At 70.6% G+C, this 19,744-nt stretch carries 21 protein-coding genes and 1 other RNA gene; 10 read left to right on the forward strand and 12 right to left on the reverse strand.

The features are described from left to right. Positions 1 to 24: 24 nt before the first annotated feature. Both ICW72_RS14480 and ICW72_RS14485 read right to left on the reverse strand, forming a co-directional pair. Positions 25 to 603 carry an amino acid synthesis family protein gene (locus ICW72_RS14480; protein ID WP_191083357.1) on the reverse strand — a complete coding sequence of 193 codons (579 nt, stop codon included), beginning with the start codon at positions 601 to 603 and terminating at the stop codon, positions 25 to 27. Further along, the gene (locus ICW72_RS14485) at positions 600 to 1,712 is read right to left on the reverse strand and encodes an amidohydrolase family protein (protein WP_223880606.1); all 1,113 of its coding nucleotides are present in this window, start codon (positions 1,710 to 1,712) and stop codon (positions 600 to 602) included. The genes ICW72_RS14480 and ICW72_RS14485 overlap by 4 nt, the downstream gene beginning before the upstream one ends. 170 nt (positions 1,713 to 1,882) lie before the next feature. Between ICW72_RS14485 and ICW72_RS14490 the strand changes: the two genes are divergently transcribed. From ICW72_RS14490 to ICW72_RS14500, 3 genes are all read left to right on the forward strand, one after another. After that, the gene (locus ICW72_RS14490) at positions 1,883 to 3,370 is read left to right on the forward strand and encodes a 6-hydroxynicotinate reductase (protein WP_191083359.1); all 1,488 of its coding nucleotides are present in this window, start codon (positions 1,883 to 1,885) and stop codon (positions 3,368 to 3,370) included. Beyond that, positions 3,367 to 4,248, forward strand: a complete 882-nt coding sequence (locus tag ICW72_RS14495) for a UPF0280 family protein (RefSeq protein ID WP_191083360.1) — start codon at positions 3,367 to 3,369, stop codon at positions 4,246 to 4,248. Before ICW72_RS14490 ends, ICW72_RS14495 begins: the two co-directional genes overlap by 4 nt. Before the next feature lie 75 nt (positions 4,249 to 4,323). Then, positions 4,324 to 4,860: a hypothetical protein gene (locus tag ICW72_RS14500; RefSeq protein ID WP_191083361.1), complete on the forward strand. Its 537-nt coding sequence runs from the start codon at positions 4,324 to 4,326 to the stop codon at positions 4,858 to 4,860. Positions 4,861 to 4,959: 99 nt separating this feature from the next. On the opposite strand, the gene ICW72_RS14505 is transcribed toward ICW72_RS14500, so the two are convergent. The 8 genes from ICW72_RS14505 to ssrA all read right to left on the reverse strand — a co-directional run bounded on the left by ICW72_RS14505 (position 4,960) and on the right by ssrA (position 10,568). Further along, complete coding sequence (locus ICW72_RS14505) at positions 4,960 to 5,190, reverse strand: ribbon-helix-helix domain-containing protein (RefSeq protein ID WP_191083362.1); 231 nt, start codon at positions 5,188 to 5,190, stop codon at positions 4,960 to 4,962. Continuing rightward, positions 5,187 to 6,569, reverse strand: coding sequence for a class II fumarate hydratase (locus ICW72_RS14510; protein ID WP_191083363.1), 1,383 nt, complete (start codon positions 6,567 to 6,569; stop codon positions 5,187 to 5,189). Before ICW72_RS14510 ends, ICW72_RS14505 begins: the two co-directional genes overlap by 4 nt. Positions 6,570 to 6,670: 101 nt before the next feature. After that, on the reverse strand, positions 6,671 to 7,069 hold the full coding sequence (locus ICW72_RS14515) for a VOC family protein (RefSeq protein ID WP_191083364.1): 399 nt from the start codon (positions 7,067 to 7,069) through the stop codon (positions 6,671 to 6,673). Between the two features lie 12 nt (positions 7,070 to 7,081). Then, positions 7,082 to 7,471 (reverse strand): RidA family protein, encoded by a 390-nt coding sequence (locus ICW72_RS14520; RefSeq protein WP_191083365.1) that lies wholly within the window; start codon positions 7,469 to 7,471, stop codon positions 7,082 to 7,084. 11 nt (positions 7,472 to 7,482) lie between these two features. Continuing rightward, a complete protein-coding gene (locus tag ICW72_RS14525) occupies positions 7,483 to 7,722 on the reverse strand; it encodes a DUF2798 domain-containing protein (protein WP_191083366.1) in 240 nt (79 codons plus the stop codon). Then, the gene (locus ICW72_RS14530; protein ID WP_191083367.1) at positions 7,719 to 9,371 is read right to left on the reverse strand and encodes a fumarate hydratase; all 1,653 of its coding nucleotides are present in this window, start codon (positions 9,369 to 9,371) and stop codon (positions 7,719 to 7,721) included. The genes ICW72_RS14525 and ICW72_RS14530 overlap by 4 nt, the downstream gene beginning before the upstream one ends. A gap of 23 nt (positions 9,372 to 9,394) precedes the next feature. After that, positions 9,395 to 9,901 carry an SspB family protein gene (locus ICW72_RS14535; protein ID WP_191083368.1) on the reverse strand — a complete coding sequence of 169 codons (507 nt, stop codon included), beginning with the start codon at positions 9,899 to 9,901 and terminating at the stop codon, positions 9,395 to 9,397. Positions 9,902 to 10,243: 342 nt separating this feature from the next. Further along, positions 10,244 to 10,568, reverse strand: a transfer-messenger RNA (tmRNA) gene (ssrA, locus tag ICW72_RS14540). A gap of 98 nt (positions 10,569 to 10,666) precedes the next feature. Between ssrA and thyX the strand changes: the two genes are divergently transcribed. Both thyX and ICW72_RS14550 read left to right on the forward strand, forming a co-directional pair. Next, positions 10,667 to 11,608 (forward strand): FAD-dependent thymidylate synthase, encoded by a 942-nt coding sequence (gene thyX, locus ICW72_RS14545; protein ID WP_191083369.1) that lies wholly within the window; start codon positions 10,667 to 10,669, stop codon positions 11,606 to 11,608. Further along, on the forward strand, positions 11,601 to 12,182 hold the full coding sequence (locus ICW72_RS14550) for an HD domain-containing protein (RefSeq protein WP_191083370.1): 582 nt from the start codon (positions 11,601 to 11,603) through the stop codon (positions 12,180 to 12,182). Before thyX ends, ICW72_RS14550 begins: the two co-directional genes overlap by 8 nt. A gap of 10 nt (positions 12,183 to 12,192) precedes the next feature. Here the strand turns inward: ICW72_RS14550 and ICW72_RS14555 are convergent, their stop codons facing one another. Beyond that, on the reverse strand, positions 12,193 to 13,302 hold the full coding sequence (locus tag ICW72_RS14555) for an Mrp/NBP35 family ATP-binding protein (RefSeq protein WP_191083371.1): 1,110 nt from the start codon (positions 13,300 to 13,302) through the stop codon (positions 12,193 to 12,195). Between the two features lie 282 nt (positions 13,303 to 13,584). Between ICW72_RS14555 and hflK the strand changes: the two genes are divergently transcribed. The 5 genes from hflK to ICW72_RS14575 all read left to right on the forward strand — a co-directional run bounded on the left by hflK (position 13,585) and on the right by ICW72_RS14575 (position 18,583). Next, a complete protein-coding gene (gene hflK / locus ICW72_RS14560) occupies positions 13,585 to 14,673 on the forward strand; it encodes an FtsH protease activity modulator HflK (RefSeq protein WP_332308922.1) in 1,089 nt (362 codons plus the stop codon). Next, positions 14,670 to 15,551, forward strand: a complete 882-nt coding sequence (gene hflC / locus ICW72_RS14565; protein ID WP_191083373.1) for a protease modulator HflC — start codon at positions 14,670 to 14,672, stop codon at positions 15,549 to 15,551. The genes hflK and hflC overlap by 4 nt, the downstream gene beginning before the upstream one ends. Positions 15,552 to 15,724: 173 nt before the next feature. Further along, positions 15,725 to 15,922 (forward strand): hypothetical protein, encoded by a 198-nt coding sequence (locus tag ICW72_RS20760; RefSeq protein WP_223880607.1) that lies wholly within the window; start codon positions 15,725 to 15,727, stop codon positions 15,920 to 15,922. Beyond that, positions 15,895 to 17,310: a Do family serine endopeptidase gene (locus tag ICW72_RS14570; protein ID WP_223880608.1), complete on the forward strand. Its 1,416-nt coding sequence runs from the start codon at positions 15,895 to 15,897 to the stop codon at positions 17,308 to 17,310. The genes ICW72_RS20760 and ICW72_RS14570 overlap by 28 nt, the downstream gene beginning before the upstream one ends. 82 nt (positions 17,311 to 17,392) lie before the next feature. After that, positions 17,393 to 18,583, forward strand: a complete 1,191-nt coding sequence (locus ICW72_RS14575; RefSeq protein ID WP_191083374.1) for a M20 family metallopeptidase — start codon at positions 17,393 to 17,395, stop codon at positions 18,581 to 18,583. 118 nt (positions 18,584 to 18,701) lie between these two features. Here the strand turns inward: ICW72_RS14575 and ICW72_RS14580 are convergent, their stop codons facing one another. Then, a complete protein-coding gene (locus ICW72_RS14580) occupies positions 18,702 to 19,679 on the reverse strand; it encodes a Bug family tripartite tricarboxylate transporter substrate binding protein (RefSeq protein ID WP_191083375.1) in 978 nt (325 codons plus the stop codon). Positions 19,680 to 19,744 lie beyond the last annotated feature (65 nt).

The following is a 19,744-nucleotide window of genomic DNA, read 5'->3' on the forward strand; positions in this document are numbered from 1 at the left end:
CGGGAGTTCAACCTTCCTCCAGTGTCATCGCAAACCATCCATCCCCACAATGTTTTTCACCTCGAGCCCGCCGATGCGCGGCAGCGGCCGCCCCCCGGTGGTCAGCGCGAGGCAGAGCAGGATTTCGCCGGCCATGGGCGCATCGGTGCAGCGGAACTCGATGGCGTCGAAATGCGAGCGGACAAAGGCCGCATCCTTGTGGCCGAGCGGGATATCAATGGCCGTGCCCATCCCGCCCCGCTTCTTGGCCGAGGGAATCAGCGCCGGCCCCTTGCCCAGCGCGGCGCGCACCGGCGCGCCCATCTTCGGGTGAAGCAGGGCGGCGGCGTGTTCCAGCTCGCCCCCCTCGCCCACCACGGCGGCCTTGCCGAAGCTGTGGACCGCCTCGCCCGGAATGCCCAGCGCGGCCACCGCGCGGGCGGCGAGTTCGGCGCCCAGCGCCTCTCCCGCCTCGATCAGGGGCGCGAGGTCCTCGACATAGCGCCCCGCGAAGGGGTTCTGCAGCACGCAGGCGGCGACGGCGCGGCGGATGGGGGGCGTGACCTCCCGGCCCTGTTCCAGCGCCACCTCCTCCACCAGCGAGAGGTATTTCCGGATGATCATGCCAGCACCTCCGGGATGCGCGCGGCGGGGGGCGTGTTGCGGCTGCGCCCGGTCTTCACCTCGCCATCCACCATCACCATGCCGATGCCGGGCAATTCGCCGAAGCTGAAGGCCTGGGCCGCATCGCTGCCCGCCCCGCCGATGGGGGCGTCCAGGAACACCAAATCCGCCGCGCGCCCCACCGCGATGGTCCCGGCCTCGATGCCCCGCCAGCGCGCCGTGTTGCCGCCCGCGGCGGCAATCGCAACGGCCGGATCGAGCCCGCCCAGGCTGCACAGCAGCGAGATGGTCCGCATGACACCCAAGGGCTGCACGCCCGACCCCGCCGGGCTGTCCGTGCCCAGCACCAGCCGGTCGAGCCGGCCCATCTCGCGCAGCACGTTCATGGCGTGGATGGCGTTGCGCGGGTTGCCGTTGTGGACCACCTCGATGGCGCGCTTCGTGCCCTCGATCACCTTGGTCAGCTCCGCCGCCGGCAGGCTGGTCGGCCCGCCATTGATATGCGCCACGATGTCCGCATCGGCCGCGATCACCACCGGCGCCTGCATGAGGTTCGAGCCCGCGATGGAGGGCCCGCCGCAATGGATCATGGCATTCAGCCCGGCGGCGCGGACATGGCCCATCACCTCCACCACCTCGGCCTCGTCCTTGACGGTGCCCAGGCCGAACTCGCCCACGAAGCGCACGCCGGCGGCGGCCATCTCGGCATAGTCGGCGGCGGTCAGGCCGCGCTCGGGCACCGGGGCGCCGGCCAGCACCCGCGCGCCCATGGGACGGAAGGCGCTGAAGCAGCGCTGCGCCGCGATGGCCAGCGCCTTCACCCCCACCGGGTCCTTGGGGCGGCCGGGCAGATGGACCTCGCCGGCCGAGATCAGGGTGGTGGTGCCGCCATGCACCATGGCCTCGATCCAGCCCAGCTGGTTCTGGCGCGGCGTCCAGTCGCCGAATGCGGGGTGGACATGGTTGTCGATCAGGCCCGGCATCACGGCGCAGCCCTTGGCGTCAATGACCGTGGCGCCTTCCGCGTCGAAATCCGCCGCACGGCCGATGCCGGCCACCTTCCCGCCCTCGATCAGCAGGGCGTCGGCGTCCCGGAGGGGGGTCTCCATCTCGCCCGTGAAGAAAACTCCAATGCCACGCACCAGAACCCGCGCCATCCAATCCCCCTTGCGCCTGATATCCCAGCCTAGTTTCCGATTGAGCGTGTCGCCAAGGGAAAGCACAATCCGTTGCGATGACGGAGGCAGGATTTGCGACACCCCCACCTGGCGGCCCGCCCATGACCGACCGGACCGAGCAATTCGGCGCCCGCGAGGGGAATGAGGGCATCGTCCGCTGCGACGCCTGCCCCGTGCTCTGCCGCATCCGCCCCGGCCGCGCCGGGGCCTGCCACCGTTACGCAAATGAGGATGGCCGCCTCATCCGCACCGACCCGCTGGTGCTGCTGCACCAGGCGGTGGAGGAGGGCGCGCCGATCGTGCCCTTCCTCGACGCCGCCGAGGATTGGGCGGGCGGCGTCACCCCCGCGCCCCAGGTCTTCGTGACGGCCATCGGCGCCGGCACCACCTATCCGGACTACAAGCCCGCCCCCTTCATCGTGGCCCAGAAGCATGAGGGCGTGGACACCGTCACCGTCGTGACCGAGGGAATCTTCAGCTATTGCGGGCTGAAGGTGAAGATCGACACCGACCGCCACCTCGGCCCCGAATGCGCGCCGGTGATGCATGAGGGCGAGCAGATCGGCCATGTCACCACCGCCGAATATGGCTCGCAGATGCTCTCCCTCGGCGGGGTGCGGCATTTGACCGGCGGCTCCAAGCGCGAGGGGCAGGTCACCTGCGCGGCCATGCTGGCGCTGTGCCGCAAGCAGGCGATCGAGGTGACCATCCCGGGCGGCTCGCGCGTCACGCTCCAGGCCGGGGCCGCGCCCATCGTGAACGGCGTGGCCGAGACGCGCATGCGGGTGGGCTGCGGCAGCGCCGCGGTCGGCATCTTCGCCCAGCAATGGCAGGGCCATGTGGATGAGGTGGTGGTGGTGGACGACCACATCACCGGGGTTCTCACCGAACACCAGGCGGGGCGCTGCCTGAACATGCGCCCCTCCGGCCTGCGCGTGCGCGGCCGCCGCTCCACCCCCGGCCGCTATTTCCAGGTGGCCCACCCCGGCACCGGCTGGGGCGGGACCGATGTGACGGACCCGCTGACGCTGATCGAGAGCATTGACGCCAAGCTCGCCTGGCCCGGGATGCGCGTGCTGATGACCAGCACCACGGGCGAGGACAGCCTCTGGCTGGAACTGGATGAGGCGCTGCGCCCCGTGGCGGCGCCGATGCCCGACGCCGTGGCCCAGACGGTCGCCCGCATCGGCGAGAATTGCGAACCGGCGCTGACCTCCATCCTCTTCATGGCGGGTGCCGGCGGGTCGCTGCGCGCGGGTGTCACGGAAAACCCCATCCTGCTCACGCGCAGCGTCCAGGCGGGCGAGGTGCGCGTGACCATGGGCGGGGCCCCCTGCACCCTCTGGCCCGGCGGGGGCATCACCATCATGGCCGATGTGCTGGCCATCCCGGACAACGCCTTTGGTTATGTCCCCACGCCCGCCTTGGTGGCGCCCATCGAATTCACCTTGCGCGCGGGGCTTTACGCCGCACTTGGAGGGCATGTGGACCAGGCCATCGCCCTCGACACCCTGCTCTCCCGCCATGCGGAAGCTGCGGTGAACGCCCCCTGGCCCCGCGCCAACCCCTGGCCCGACGCGCCTTCATGAGCGATTGGCCCGCGCCCCGGCGCGCCATGCTGCCCGATGGGCGGCTGCATCTGCAGGACGGGCCCATAGACCTCGTCATCGGCATCGAGGGGTTGCGCCCCGCCGTGCTCCAGGCGCGGGAGGCCGCGGCCGCGGCGCTGACCGGCCTGCTGCCCGCCCTGGCGCTGGAATTGCCGCTGCTGCGGACACCCCTGCTGGGCCGGATGCCCAGCTTCCGCCACCCCGTCGCCCGCCGCATGGCCGAGGCCGCCTGGCCGCACCGCGCCATCTTCATCACCCCCATGGCGGCGGTGGCGGGTGCCGTGGCCGAGCATGTGCTGGCCGCCATCGCGGCCGTGCCGGGCGTGCAGCTCGCGCATGTGAACAATGGCGGCGACATCGCGCTGCATCTCTCCCCCGCCAGCACGCTGCGGGTGGGGCTGGTGGAAGGGCCGGAGGCGGGCGTGCCCGATGGGCTGGCCGTGATCCGCGGGCGGGATGGGGTGCGGGGCATCGCGACCTCCGGCTGGCGCGGCCGCAGCTTCTCGCGCGGGATCGCCGATGCGGTGACCGTGCTGGCCGACCGCGCGCCCGAGGCCGACGCCGCCGCCACCATCATCGCCAATGCGGTGGATGTGGACCACCCGGCCATCCTCCGCGCCCCGGCGGAAAGCCTGGACCCCGACAGCGATTTGCGCGACCTGCCCGTGACCACGCATGTGGGCGAATTGCCCCCGGCGCTGGTGGCCGAGGCGCTGGATCACGGCGAGGCCTGCGCCGAACGCCTGCTGGCGCGCGGCCTGGTGCTGGGTGTCTGCCTGCGGCTGCAGGGCCAGGTGCGGCTGCTGGGCGCGGCCGATGCGCTCGCGGCGCTGGACCGCGCGGCCTCCATCCGATGATGGTGGTGCGGCGTTGACGAGGATCGGGCCGGGACGGCGCCGCCCCTGGCGCTCCGGAACGCGGAGGGAACGGACATGGATGAACACGGGCGGCTGAAGCGGCGGCTGCTGATCTTGCGGGTGCCGGTCGCGACCGCCTTGCTGCTGCCGGCCGGCGCGGCCCTGGCGCAGAAGACGCCGGCCCCGCCCGAGCCCGCGCCGAAGGCGCCGCCGGAGCCTCGGCGCGCCCCGCCGCCGGTCACCGATTCCGACCCGTCCGACCCGCACGGCCAGGGGCGGGGAGGCGGCGGGCGCGGCGGCGTGACCGATTCCGACCCCAATGACCCGGTGGGGCGCGGGCGGGGCGGTGGCGGGCGTGGCGTGACCGATTCCGACCCGGACGACCCGGTGGGGCGTGGGCGCGGTGGCGGGCGTGGCGTGACCGATTCCGACCCCGATGATCCGGTGGGGCGTGGGCGCGGTGGCGGGCGTGGCGGCGTGACCGATGCCGATCCGAATGACCCGCCGGGACGCGGCCGCGGCGGGCAGCGGCCGCAAGGCCCGACCGACAGCGACCCGCATGACCCGGTGGGCCGGGGCCGCGGCAGCGGGCCCCGCACCTACAGCACCTAGAGCATGCTGCGTTCACATGCGTTTCTAACCTTTGTTGAGAGCGGGATTCTGCGTCCTCGGTGATTCCACCTCAACGCATCCCGCTCCAGGCGCCCCGTCTCAGCCGCGTGCCGCGCGCCGCGCGCATTCCAGGGCGAAGACGCGCAGCCGGCTGGTCAGCGGTTCCGCCGCATCGGCGCGCGCCGCGTCCTGCTCGGCGATGAGGGCGGCCAGCGGCATGGCGCGGCGCGCGGCCTCCTCCTCCAGCGCGGCCCAGAAGGCGGGCTCCAGCGCGATGGAGGTGCCGTGGCCCGCCAGCCGCAGGCTGCGTTTGACCAGATGCCCCGTCACGGCCTCAGCATCGCTTCGGGTTTGACCCAGGCGTCGAAATCCTCGCCCGCCACGCCTTCGCGTTCGGCGGCCTCGCGCAGCGTCACATCCTCATGCAAGGCGCGCTTGGCGATGGCGACCGCCCGGTCATAGCCGATATGCGGGTTCAGCGCGGTGGCGAGCATCAGCGACTTCGCCAGGCTCTCGGCCAGGCGCGCATGGTTGGGTTCCAGCTTGTCCACCATGTGGTGGGCGAAGCTGGTGGCGGCCTCGGCCATCAGTGTCGCGGATTGCAGCACGGCCTGGATGATGACGGGCTTGAAGGTGTTGAGTTCCAGATGCCCCTGGGACGCGCCGATGGTGACGGTCACCTGATTGCCCATGACCTGCGCGCAGACCATGGTCAGCGCCTCGCTCTGGGTGGGGTTGGTCTTGCCGGGCATGATGCTGGAAGACAGCCCATCATCGGGGATGATGAGTTCCGCCAGCCCCGCGCGCGGGCCGCTGCCCAGCAGGCGGATGTCATTGCCGATCTTCATCAGCGAGGCCGCGATGGTGTTCATCGCCCCGTGCAGTTCCAGCAGCGCGTCATGCGCGGCCATGCCCTCGGACTTGTCGGGGTTGGGCGTGAAGGGCAGGCCGGTGCGGGTGGCCACCACCTCGCAGAAGACGCGGTCGAAATCGGGGTGGCGGTTCAGCCCCGTGCCGGCCGCGGTGCCGCCCTGGGGCAGTTGCAGCAGCCGCGGCATGGCGGCATCGAGCCGCGCCACGCCATGGATCACCTGCCGCGCCCAGGTGGCGAATTCACCGCCCAGCGTGACGGGCACCGCGTCCATCAGATGGGTGCGGCCCATCTTGATGATGCCGGCCCATTGCTCGGCCCGCGCGTTCAGGCTGGCGGCGAGCAGTTCCAGCGCGGGCTTCAGGCGGCGCTGCGCGGCCTCGGCGGCGGCGAGGTGCATCACCGTCGGGAAGCTGTCATTGGAGGATTGGCCGCGGTTCACATGGTCATTGGGATGCACCGGCGCGCGCGCGCCGAGCTTCGCGCCCAGCAGCTGGTTGGCCCGGTTCGCGATGACCTCGTTCGCGTTCATGTTGGTCTGCGTGCCGGAGCCCGTCTGCCAGATGGTCAGCGGGAAATCCGCGTCGCGCTGGCCGGAGATGATCTCCTGCGCGGCCTGCTGGATGGCGTCCGTCAAATGGCGCGGCAATTCGTCTAGCCGCGCATTGGCCTCCGCCGCCGCCCATTTCTGCTGGCCCAGCGCGCGCAGCAGCAGGGGCGGAAAACGCTCGGTTCCGATGGCGAAGAGGTGGCGGGCGCGTTCGGTCTGCGGGCCCCAGAGGCGCTCGGCGGGAATCTCGACCGTGCCGAGGCTGTCGGTTTCGGTGCGCGTGGTCATATGGCCTCAACCCCTTGTGGTGGGGCGGAGAATAGCACGGCACCCCCACCCGCGCGCCAAACGCGCGAGAGGGGCGCGCGGATGACGGCAGGCGCCGGTTTTCAGTCGGAGTAGGTGGCGATCTCGATCAGGTTCTGGTCCGGGTCGCGGCAATAGACGCTGGTGATGGGCCCCAGCGCGCCATCCTTCGGCACCGGCCCCTGTTCCACCATGACGCCGCAGCGGTGCAGATGCTCCACCACCTGCAAGGCGCTGACGGTGACGATGAAGCAGAGATCCTGCCCGCCCGGCGCCGTCGCCACGCCCGAGAACCATTCGGACTGCGTGGCCTCGACCGGGCGCAAATTCATCTTCTGCCCGCCGAAGCGCAGGGTGGTGCGGCGGTGCGGGCCGAATTCGGCCCGTTCCATGCCCAGCACGCGCTGATACCAGGCGGCCGTGATCTCCACGTCCTTGCAGGTCATGACCAGGTGGTCGAGGCGGTCCACGGCGAAGCGCATGCTGTGCGGTCCTTACTGGCGGGGCTGGCGCCGCGCGGTGACCTCGATCTCGATGCGCATGGCATCGGTCTGCAGCTGCGCGTGGATGAGGGTGGAGGCGGGGCGCGTCTCGCCGAAATACTTTTTCAGGATGGGCCAGCAGGGGGCCCAGTCCTCGCGGCGCGGGACGATGACCAGCATGCGGACGACATCGGCCAGCGTGGCATCGGCCTGGGCGAGGGCGGCGCTGATGTTCTTCAGCGTCTGCTCGCACTGCGCGGCCACGTCGTCCTGGATGGTCATGGTGGCGTAGTCATAGCCGGTGGTGCCGGAGAGGAAGATGAAGTCCCCATCCACCACGGCGCGCGAATAGCCGATCTCTTCCTCGAATTTCGAGCCGGAGGAGATGAGGCGACGGGTCATGGGAGTGATCCTCAGACGGGGGCGACGAGGCGTGCCACCAGCCGCCGCACCAGCGGCAGCACGACGAGCACGGTGGGAAAGGCGAAGACCCAGGAGGTGAGCCAGGCCGGCGGCCAGGCGGCCAACATGGCCTGGGTGGGCCCCAGCGCCATGAGGGTCGAGATGCCGGAGATCACGAAGGTCATGATCGCCGTCAGGAAGAAGCCTGTGACCGGCAGGGTGTAGCGGGCGGGCAGGCGTCGGTCGGTCACTCGAGGCCTTCGTAGAAATCGTTGCCCTTATCGTCCACCACGATGAAGGCCGGGAAATCCTCCACCTCGATCCGCCACACCGCCTCCATGCCGAGTTCCGGGTATTCCAGCACCTCGACCTTGCGGATGCAGTCCTGCGCCAGACGCGCCGCCGGGCCACCCACGGAACCGAGGTAGAAGCCGCCATGCTTCTGGCAGGCCTCGCGCACGGCGCGGGAGCGGTTGCCCTTGGCCAGCATCACCAGCGAACCGCCCGCCGCCTGGAAGGCCGCGACATAGCTGTCCATGCGCCCGGCCGTGGTGGGGCCGAAGCTGCCGGTGGCCATGCCCGTCGGCGTCTTGGCGGGGCCCGCGTAATAGACGGGGTGGTTCTTGATGTAGTCGGGCAGGCCCTCGCCGCGGTCCAGCCGCTCCTGCAGCTTCGCGTGCGCGATGTCGCGCGCGACGACGATGGTGCCGGTCAGCGAGACGCGGGTCTTCACCGGATGCTTCGACAGCTCCGCACGGATGGCGTCCATGGGGCGGTTGAGGTCGAGCTTCACCACCTCCCCGCCCAGGATCTCGTCGGTGGCTTCCGGCAGATACTTCGCCGGGTCGTGCTCCAGCTCCTCCAGGAACACGCCGTCCGCCGTGATCTTGGCCTTGATCTGCCGGTCGGCGGAGCAGGAGACGCCGATACCGATGGGCAGCGACGCCCCATGCCGCGCCATCCGCACCACGCGCACGTCATGGCAAAAATACTTGCCGCCGAACTGCGCGCCGATACCGAGATTCTGCGTCAGCTTGTGGATCTCGGCCTCCAGCGCGCGGTCGCGGATGGCGTGGCCGGATTTGTCGCCCGTCTCGGGCAGCCCATCCAGGTAGCGTGTGGAGGCCAGCTTCACGGCCTTGAGATTGGCCTCCGCACTCGTCCCGCCGATGGCGATGGCCAGGTGGTAGGGCGGGCAGGCGGAGGTGCCCAGCGTCTTCACCTTCTCCTCGATGAAGGCCAGCAGCTTGGGCTTGTTCAGCACCGCGCGCGTCTGCTGGTAGAGGAAGGTCTTGTTCGCCGAACCGCCGCCCTTCAGCACGAACATCAGGTGGAATTCGTCGGCATGGTCCTCGCCGGGCGAGGCCAGGATGGTGAACTCCACCGGCATGTTGTTGCCGGTGTTCGCCTCGTCGAACATGGAGAGCGGCGCCATCATGGAATAGCGCAGGTTGGTCTCGGTGTAGGTGCGGGCGACGCCGTAGGACAGCGCCTCCTCCTCATTGCCCTCGACCCAGACGCGCTGGCCCTTCTTGCCGAAGACGATGGCGGTGCCGGTGTCCTGGCACATGGGCAGCTTGCCGCCGGCGGCGATGTTGGCGTTCTTCAGCAGGTCCAGCGCCACGAAGCGGTCATTCGCGCTGGCCTCCGGGTCCTTCAGGATGGAGGAGAGCTGCGCCAGGTGGCCGGGGCGCAGCAGGTGCGACACGTCGCGGCAGGCGGCGAAGGCCAGCTCCTCCAGCGCCTTGGGCGGCACCTTCAGCACGCGCTTGCCGTCCACCTCGATGACCTTCACGCCCTCGATGGGCAGGCGGCGATAGGGCGTCTTGTCCTCGGCGAGGGGGAAGGTCGGGCTGTAGTGGAAGCCTTCGGGGCGGGCGGGGGTGGCGCTGTCGAGCAAGGTGCGGGGCTCCGGGCGGGGTGTCAGTCGCGCTTGCGGCGGAAGGCGTCGAGGCTGACGACCTGTGGCTGGGGGGCGGGTGCGGGGTCTTCTTCGGCGGCCGCGGTGGCGGCGGTTTCGGGCGGCGGCAGGTCGGCCGCGTCCTCCTCGCCGTCATATTCGGGCTGGAAGCGCAGGCCGAACTGGGCGTGCGGGTCCTGGAAGGCGGTCAGCGCCGCGAAGGGCACGACGAGCGAGGCCGGAATGCCCGAGAAGGACAGCCCCACCGAGAAGCGCTGCGCGACGCGGTCCACCTTCAGGTCCCAGAAGCGGTGCTGGATCACGATGGTGATCTCATGCGGGTACTTCGCCTTCAGGAACGCTGGGACCGAGGTGCCCGGGTGGTCCGTGCGGAAGGAGATGTAGAAATGGTGCTCACCCGGCAGGCCTTCGCGCGCCGCGTGTTCGAGCGCGTCCACGGCCACCGAGCGCAGCGCGCGCGTGGCCCAGGCTTCGTAGGGGAGCAGGCTGGGGGTGTTCGTGTCTGTCATCGGCTATTCCTGGCGCTGCACCATATGGCGGGTGAGGGCGCAAGGGAAGGAAGGGGAGGGGAGCGGGCCGCAAGCGCGCCCTGATCGGTCAGTGCCGCCGCACGAGTATCCGGCCGCACGGCGGCCGGCGGGCCCGACCAGGGCCCGGAAGCCAAGCCGCCGGAGGCGGCGCCCGGCGCCTGAGGGCAATCATACGCCTTCCCCACGCTCCGGCCGCACGGCGGCCGGCGGGCCCGATCAGGGCCCGGAAGCCAAGCCGCCGGAGGCGGCGCCCGGCGCCTGAGGGCACAAAAAAAGCCTGACCCAGGGATCGCAGCCCGCTGGGCTGCGATCCCTGGGTCAGGCGGGGGGCTTCTGTTGCCCGGTGCCCCCCAAACCGCGCTTACCTATTCCTAGGCAGCGAGCGCCACGTCCTCGCGGACGTTATCGTTGGCACTTGTGATTTAGCCCGATAACGGCGGTACAATGCCGGGCAAAAGCTGCGTCTTTACCACGCACGTCGAGCCTGTTTCGTCCCCGTGCCACGCGCCCCGATAAAGGCGGTTGGAGTGGTGGAGACGCCGGGCACTGCCCCCGGGTCCGTAACGATTATTCCACGCAACGTTTATCGCCATAGCCGCAAGCGGCACCTCGATATGTAGGCCATCGGGGCTGTGATTGCCAGGGTGCGCGCATGCGCCGCAGCAGACGCACCCATGCGCGCAGGCGCACCCTTGCGCCCCTCGGCTCCTCCGTTCAAATCCCTGCGGGATTTGAGGGCGAACCATGCCATTGACCGAGGCCCAGCGGGCCGAACTGACGGAAGCCCAGGCCGCGCGCCACGAGACGCGCCGCGCCACCGTGCCCGCGCTGGAGGCCATGCTCTTCACGCCCATCCCCGTGCTCGACCACGGCTTCGTGCGCGTCGTGGACTACATGGGCGATGACGGCGCCGTGGTGCAGTCGGCCCGCGTCTCCTACGGCCGCGGCACCAAGGCCGCCAATGAGGACCGCGGGCTGATCCGCTACCTCATGCGCCACCGCCACTCGACCCCCTTCGAGATGTGCGAGATCAAATATCACGTGAAGCTGCCCATCTTCGTGGCGCGGCAATGGATCCGGCACCGCACGGCCAATGTGAATGAGTATTCGGCGCGCTATTCCGTGATGGACCGGGAATTCTACATCCCGGCGCCGGAGCAGCTCGCCGCGCAATCCTCCAGCAACCGCCAGGGCCGCGGCGACGTGCTGCAAGGCGCGGAGGCTGAGGAAGTGCTGCGCCTGCTGCGCGAGGACGCCGCCCGCAACTACGACCACTATGCCTGGATGCTGAACGAGGACGAGGCGGGGAACGTCCAGGACGAATCCCGCTCCGGCCTCGCCCGCGAACTGGCGCGGATGAACCTCACCCTCAACGCCTACACCCAGTGGTACTGGAAGACGGATCTGCACAATCTGCTGCACTTCCTCAGCCTGCGCGCCGACGCCCATGCCCAGTATGAGATCCGCGTCTATGCCGAGGCCATGCTGGACACGGTGCGCGCCTGGGTGCCGCACAGCTATGAGGCCTTCGCGGACTACCGCATGGGCGCCGTCACGCTCTCGGCGCAGATGCTGGCCATCGTGAAGCGCATGCTGGCGGGCGAGGCGGTGACGCAGCCCACCAGCGGGTTGTCCAAGCGCGAATGGCGCGAATTGATGGAAACCCTGGGCCGCGCGGATGGCTGACCGGCTGGCCGCCATCCAGGGCTTCCTGAACCTGTGCGACCGGCTGAAGCACGTCCACCGCGCCGCCCGCACCCAGGGAAGGCTGGAGAACAGCGCCGAACACGCCTGGCATGTGGCGATGATCGCCGTCCTGCTGGCCGAGGAGGTGGACCCCCGCCCCGACCTGGCCCGCGTGCTGTCCATGATCGCGGTGCATGACGTGATCGAGATCGAGGCCGGCGACACCTTCGCCTTCGACGAGGCGGGCCTCCTCACCCAGCAGGCGCGCGAACAGGCGGCGGCGGCGCGCATCTTCGGCACTTTGCCGCCCGATCTCGCCGCGCGGCTTTCCATCCTCTGGGCCGAGTTCGAGGCCCAGGACACCCCCGATGCCCGATTCGCCATGGGCTGCGACCGGCTGCAGGGCTTCGCGCAGCAGGTGGATTGCGGCGCGCCCGCCTGGAAGGAAGTGGGCCTGACCCGCGCGCGCAGCCTGAAGCGGATGCAGCCGGCGCTCGACCTCGGCCCGCCCTTCGCGCCGATGATCGAGGCGCTCTACACCCGCGCCATGGAAGAGGGCCTGCTGCGGCCCTGAGGCCGTGCCCTCATTCCATCACGATGCGCGGCCCGGCGGGGGCCACGCCCGCCTCCAGCTTGTTCCAGAGGCGCGCGGCGATGGCGCGGTAGAGGCCCGCCTCCTCGCTTTCGGGCGCGGCGAGCACGATGGGCGTGCCGGCATCCGAAGTCTCGCGGATGGCCAGCTTCAGCGGCAATTCCCCCAGGAAGTCGAGGCCGAGCCGCGCGGCCTCCGCCCGCGCCCCGCCATGGCCGAAGATGTCGCTGCGGTGGCCGCATTGCGGGCAGCAGAAGAAGCTCATGTTCTCGATCAGCCCCAGGACCGGAACATTCACCTTCTCGAACATCTTCACGCCGCGCCGCGCATCGGTCAGCGCCATGTCCTGCGGGGTGGAGACGATGACCGCACCGGCCAAAGGCACGCGCTGCGACATGGTGAGCTGCGCGTCGCCGGTGCCGGGGGGCATGTCCACCACCATCACGTCCAGCTCGCCCCACTCCACCTGGCCCATCATCTGTTCCAGCGCGCCCATCACCATGGGGCCGCGCCAGATCATCGCCGTCTCCTGCTCCACCAGGAAGCCGATGGACATGGCCTTCAGCCCCCAGCGCGCGATGGGCTGGATGCGGTTCTCCACCGCGCGGGGCTTTTCCTGGGTGCCCAGCATCAAGGGCAGGGAGGGGCCGTAGATGTCGGCGTCCAGCAGCCCCACGCGCAGCCCCTGCGCGGCCAGCGCCACGGCGAGGTTCACCGCCGTGGTGGATTTGCCCACGCCGCCCTTGCCGGAAGCGACGGCCACGATGCGCCGCACCCCCGGCAGCAGCACCTGGCCGCCCGGGCCGGGCGGCGGGCGTGTGGCGGTGGCGGGGCCGGCGGGGGTCTGCACCTCGCGGTGCGCCGTCATCACCACCGTGGCCGACAGCACGCCGGGCACCGTGGCGGCGGCGCGTTCGGCCGCCTGGCGCAACGATTCCAGTTCCCGCGCGCGCTCCCGCGGCACGGCCAGGGCGAACTGCACCAGCCCGTCGCGCACGCTGACGGTTTCGACCATTCCGTTCTCGATCACGCTTTGGCCGGTCTTCGGGTCACGCACGGCGCGAAGGGCGCGCTTCACCCCATCCACGATGGTTTCGGACATGCGGTTGACCTTTCCTTGAGCCCTTCGCGTCCTCATATGCAGGACAAGGCGGGTTGTGCAGCCACCCCCTGCGGGGCATTTGTAGGACATATAAGGAGGCCGCGCGCACAGTCGCGCGCCAGACGGGAGATCACCACAGAGATGGCGTGGAACAATGGCGGCCCCAGCCCTTGGGGCAATCCCCGTCCCGGCGGCGGGGGGCCCTGGGGCGGTCCGCCACAGGGCGGTGGCGGGGGTGGCGGCGGTGGCCGCGGTCCCGGCCAGGGGCCCGACATCGAGGACATGATCCGCAACGCCCAGAATGCGGTGCGGCGCTTCCTGCCGCGCGGCACGGGCGGCGGGCGCGCCATCGGCGCCGTGCTGCTGATCGTGGTCGCGATCTGGGGCGCATCGGGTTTCTACCGTGTGCAGCCGGATGAGCTGGGCGTGGTCATGCGCTTCGGCGCCTTCAACCGCACTACCCCGCCCGGCCTGAACTACGCCATCCCCTGGCCGGTCGAGCAGGTGTCCACGCCGCGCGTCACCCGCATCAACCGCGCCGATGTGGGCTTCCGCGCCGGGGCGGACAACACGGGCCGCATCATCCCCGCGCGCGACGTGCTGGCCGAAAGCCTGATGCTGACGGGCGACGAGAACATCATTGACGTGGATTTCTCGGTGTTCTGGCGCATCCGCGACGCGGGCGAGTTCCTCTTCAACACGCGCAACCCGGAAGAGACGGTGAAGTCCGCCGGCGAGAGCGTGATGCGTGAGGTCATCGGCCGCACCCCCATCCAGCCCGCCCTGACCGAGGCGCGCGCCGCCATCGAGCAGGAGGTCCGTCGCCTGACCCAGGCGATGATGGACCAGTATGGCTCGGGCGTGGAAATCACCCAGGTGCAGCTGCTGAAGGTGGACCCGCCGGCGGCCGTCATCGAGGCCTTCCGCGACGTGCAGCGCGCCAACACCGACCGCGAACGCCTGCGCAACGAAGCCGAGAGCTTCCGCAACGACATCATCCCCCGCGCCCGAGGCGAGGCCGAACGGATGGTGCAGGAAGCGACCGGTTTCCGTGACAGCCAGATCGCCCGCGCCCGAGGCGAGGCCGGCCGGTTCAACGCCGTGCTCGGTGCCTATACCCTCGCGCAGGACGTGACGACGCGGCGTATCTATCTGGAGACGATGGAGGAAATCCTCCGTCGCAACAACATGATCCTGGTGGATGACCGGCTGCAGGGCCTGGTGCCCTTCCTTCAGCTCGAAGGCGGGCAGCAGGCGCGCGGGCAGGGCGGCACCCGTCCGCCGCAGGCGCAGCAGCAGCTCTCGCCGGCCGTCATGGCGCCGATGATGAACCCGCAGCAAAGGCCCGCCAACCAGGGAGGCACCCGATGAACCGGCTCGCGATTTTGGGCGGCGTCGTCTTCGTCGCCCTCATCACCCTGGCCAGCACGCTCTTCACCGTGCACCAGACCCAGCAGGTGCTGATCACGCAGTTCGGCGAGCCCGTCCGCGTGATCCGCGAGCCGGGGCTGAACGTGAAGCTGCCCTTCGTGCAGAACGTCATCACCTTCGACCGCCGCCTGCTCGACTTCGAGGGCGGGGGCGAGGAGGTGATCCTGGGTGACCAGCGCCGCGTCATCGTGGACAGCTTCACCCGCTACCGCATCACCGACCCGCTGCTGTTCTTCCAGACGGTGGGTGCCACCGAACAGGGCATCCGGGGCCGGCTGAACTCCATCGTGTCATCGTCCATGCGCCGCGTGCTGGGCAGCGAGTCGCTGCTGTCCATGCTCTCGGCCGACCGGCCGCGCATCATGGCCGCCATCCGCGACCAGGTGAATGACGAGGCCTCGCGCTTCGGCATCGTGGTGACGGATGTCCGCATCCGCCGCGCCGACCTGCCGGAGGAGAACACCCAGGCCATCCTGGCGCGCATGCAGTCCGAGCGTGAGCGCGTGGCGCGCGAGGCCCGCGCGGAAGGCGCGGAACAGGCCCAGCGCATCCGCGCCCAGGCCGAGCGTGACCGCACCGTTCTGCTGGCCGAGGCGGAGGCGAATTCCGCCATCCTCCGCGGTGCCGGTGAGCAGGAAGCGATCGGCATCTTCGCCGAGGCCTTCAGCCGTGACCCGGAATTCTTCCAGTTCTGGCGCACCATGCAGGCCTATCGCACGGTGTTCGGCGAGGGCGAGGCGCGCCTCGTGCTCACCCCGGACAGCGATTTCTTCCGCTTCTTCCGGGATATGCCCGGGATGACCCCGGTCCAGCGCTGATTGCGCGCTGGCCTTGCGGCACCGGCGGCGTGTAACCGCCGGTGTCCGAAGGGGACAAGTTGCAACCCTCGCAACTTCCCCACCCCACGGCTGTTGCGGTGCGGTGCCGTCGTGACACATCCTGGGCTCCCGGCCCGGCCCCCCGTTGCCGAACAATGATGAGGTTCCGCCGCATGCGTCGTCTCTTCCTGGCCATCTTCCTCCTGGGCGCGCTGCCAGTGGCGGCGCAGCAGGCGCCCACCCCAGCGCCGCAGGCCACACCGGCACCCGAGGCGACCCCCGCCCCGGGCACGACCGGCCCGGCCAGCCCGCCCCCGGCGCGCCCGAAAGCTTCGCGCCGCTGGTGCGCCGCCTGCTGCCCGCCGTGGTGAACATCTCCACCACGCAGAATGTGGGGGCGCGCCCCGGACCCGGCGGCCGCCCGGACGCGCCCGCGCCCCAGGCCCCGCCCGGCTCGCCCTTCGAGGAATTCTTCCGCGACTTCTTCAACCGCCAGCGCCCCGGCCCCCAGGGTGAGGCGCCGCCCGCCCCGGGCCGGCCGCCCCAGGGCGGGCCGCAGCGCCGCGCGCAGTCGCTCGGCTCGGGCTTCGTGGTGGATGCCTCGGGCATCGTCATCACGAACAACCACGTCATCGAGGGCGCGGACGAGATCAACGTCATCCTCCAGGACAACACGACGCTGCGCGCCACGCTGCTGGGCACCGACCCGCGCACCGACCTGGCCGTGCTGCGCGTCAGCCACTCCGCGCCGCTGCCCTATGTGGCCTGGGGCGATTCCGACACGGCCGAGGTGGGCGACTGGGTGCTGGCCATCGGCAACCCCTTCGGCCTGGGCGGCACGGTGACGGCGGGCATCGTCTCGGCGCGCGGCCGTGACATCCGCCAGGGCCCCTTCGACGACTTCATCCAGACCGACGCCGCCATCAACCGCGGCAATTCGGGCGGCCCGCTGTTCAACCTGCGCGGCGAGGTGGTGGGCATCAACACCGCCATCTATTCGCCGACGGGTGGTTCCATCGGCATCGGCTTCTCCATCCCCTCCAACCTGGCGCGCGGCATCGTGCGGCAGCTGGCCGATGGGGGCCGGGTGCGGCGTGGCTGGCTGGGCGTGAACATCCAGCAGGTGACGGATGAGATCGCCGAGAGCCTGCAGCTGCGCAACGGCACCCGCGGCGCGCTGATCGCCCGCGCGCAGGAAGGTGGCCCCGCCGCCGCCGCGGGCCTGCGCGCCGGCGACGTGGTGCTGCGCTTCAACAACCAGGAGGTGCGCGAGATGCGCACCCTGCCGCGCATCGTGGCCGACACCGCCGTGGGCAGCCGCGTGCCGGTGGTGGTGTGGCGCGATGGCCGCGAGGTGACGGTCGAGGTCACGCTGGGCGAACTGCCCTCGGAGCAGGCCCAGGCCGGCGCGACGCCGGAGCCGGCCCGCCCCGACCAGCCGGTGGAACTGGCCGGCCTCGGCATGCGGGTGGCCGGCGTGACGCCGGAGCTGCGGGAACGCTTCCGCCTCCGCCCCGAGGCGCGCGGCGTGGTGGTGGTGGACGTCACCGGCGGCTCCCCTGCCGCCGAGCGGGAAATCCGCCCCGGCGACATCGTGCTGGAAGTCCAGCAGGAGCGCGTGACCACGGCGCAGGAGCTGCAGGAGCGGATCGAGCGGCTGCGCCGCCAGAACCGCGCCACCGCCCTGTTCCTAATCGAGAGCCAGCAGGGCCAGCGCTTCGTGCCGCTGCGCCTGGCCGCGCCGGCGCCGTCGCGCTGACAAAAGGGGCCGCCCGTGGTTGCGGGCGGCCCTTTCCCGTGGTCGCATCCCTCATCGCCTTGTTGAGGGATGGAGCCCGCGCATGAACACCGAAAGCATCGAAGCCAAGATCACCGCCTGGCTCGCCACCCAGCAGCAGGCGATGCTGGATGTGCTGGCCGACCTCGTGAACACCGATGGCGGCAGCTACGACAAGGCGGGCGTGGACGCGGTCGGCGCGCGCATCAAGGCATTTTGCGAAAGCCACGGCCTGAAGGTCGAGACGGTGAAGGGCGAGCGCTTCGGCGATTGCCTCCGCGCCATCCTGCCGCACGAAGGCACCGCGCCAACCCGCGGCAACCACGCCGCCAACATCGTGCTGATGGGCCACCGCGACACCGTCTTTCCCAAGGGCGAGCCGGAGCGCCGCCCCTTCACCATCAAGGATGGCCGGGCCTATGGGCCCGGCGTGGCCGACATGAAGGCCGGGCTGGTGATGAACATGTTCGTCCTGGCCGCCTTCGCGAAGTTCGGCGGGGCGCCGGGTCCGATGGTGGGCCTGTTCACCGGCGATGAGGAGATCGGCAGCCCCGAGGGCCGCGCCGTGATCGAGGAGGAGGCGCGCGGCGCCCGCGTGGTGTTCAATTCCGAACCGGGCCGCCCCTCCGGCAATGTCGTCACCGGCCGCAAGGGCGGCGTGTTCATGGTGTTCGACATCGAGGGCAAGGCCAGCCATTCCGGCGGCAATTTCCAGGCCGGCATCTCGGCCATCGGTGAACTCGCGCACAAGATCGTGGCCATCCATGCCCTGACCGACCTGGAGCGCGGCATCACCCTGAACGTCGGCCTCGTCGAGGGCGGGCAGAGCGTGAACACCGTGGCCCCCTGGGCGCGCGGCCAGATTGACCTGCGCTATGTGAAGCCCGAGGACCGCGAGGAGGTGATGGCCAAGATCCATGAGATCATCGGCAAGAGCTACGTCCCCGGCACCAAGGCGAAGCTGACGATCAAGGGCGAGTTCAACGCGCTGACGCAGGACGCGGCGGCGAAGAAGCTGTTCGGCCTCTACCAGGGCGCGGCGGCCGAGGCCGGGTTGAAGGTGGAGGGCGAGTTCTCGGGCGGCTGCGCCGACAGCGGCTTCACCGCCCAGCAGGGCGCGCCCACCATCTGCGCCGTGGGGCCGGTGGGCGGGCTGGCGCACAGCCCGGAGGAATACCTGGAAATCAGCAGCTTCGTGCCCCGCGCCCAGGCGATGGCGCGGGCGGTGCTGCGGCTGGAGCAGGCGGGGCTGTAGCGTCTGATCCGCGGAGGCGGAACGCCGGAGCGGTGAATCAGCCGCTGGGCTGTAGCGTCTGATCCGCGGAGGCGGAACGCCGGAGCGGTGAATCAGCCGCTCCGGCCCCCGCCGTGGCTTACCCCGTCTGAATTCCATTTTCCCGCACCACGCGGCCCCATTTCTCCCAGTCGGCGGCATAGGCGCGGGCGAAGGCGGCGCGGCCGCCCTGGCCGGGCTCGCCGCCGAAGCCGCGGATGCGGTCAATCACATCCTGCTGGCGCAGCACCGCTTCCACCTCCTCGGCCAGGCGGTCCAGGATGGCGGGCGGCGTTGCGGCGGGCGCCAGCAGACCGCCCCAGAAGATGACCTCGTGCCCCGGCACGGTCTCCGCGAAGGTGGGGATGTCCGGGTGCGTCGGCAGGCGTTCGGCGCTGGTGACGGCGATGGCGCGCAGCCTTCCCTCCAGCAATTGCGGGCGCGGGGTGGAAAGCCCGTCATGCGCCAAATCCACCTCGCCGCGCATCAGCGCCGTGATGGAAGGCTGGTTGCCGGTATAGGGCACCAGCGTCGGGTCAATGCCCGTCTGCCGCGCCAGCAGCACCATGGCCAGGTGGTTGATGGCGCCGGTGCCGGGGTGGGAGACGGTCAGCGCCTGGCCGCGCGCCCGCGCCAGTTCCAGGAATTCCGGCACCGTCCGCGCCGGGAAATCCGCCCGGCTGATGAGGGCGAGCGGCGCGGACTGCGCCATGATGACCGGCGCCAGCGCCCGCATCGGGTCAATGGTCGCGGTGCGGTTCACCAGCACGCTGATGAGGGTGGAGGGCGAGGTGTAGAGGAAGGTCAGCCCGTCCGGCGCCGCCCGCGCCACATGGTCGGCCGCGACCTGGGTGCTGGCGCCGGGGCGGTTCTCCACGATGAAGCTGGCGCCCTGCATCTTCTCGGTCAGCTTGGCCGCGATGAGGCGCGCCATGATGTCGTTCACGCCACCGGGCGCGAAGCCGACGACGAAGCGCACGGGCCGCGCGGGCCAGGCCTGGGCCCGGGCGATGCCGGGCCCCAGCAGGAGAAGCGGCGCGGCGAGGCGGGCCGCCTTGCGCCGGGTGATGACGGACATGGATGGACGCTCCGGTTTATGATTGCCCGAAGCGTGGCGCCCGGCGGGGCGGGAGTCCATGGCAA

This window comes from Roseococcus microcysteis (assembly GCF_014764365.1).
GTDB lineage: Bacteria > Pseudomonadota > Alphaproteobacteria > Acetobacterales > Acetobacteraceae > Roseococcus > Roseococcus microcysteis.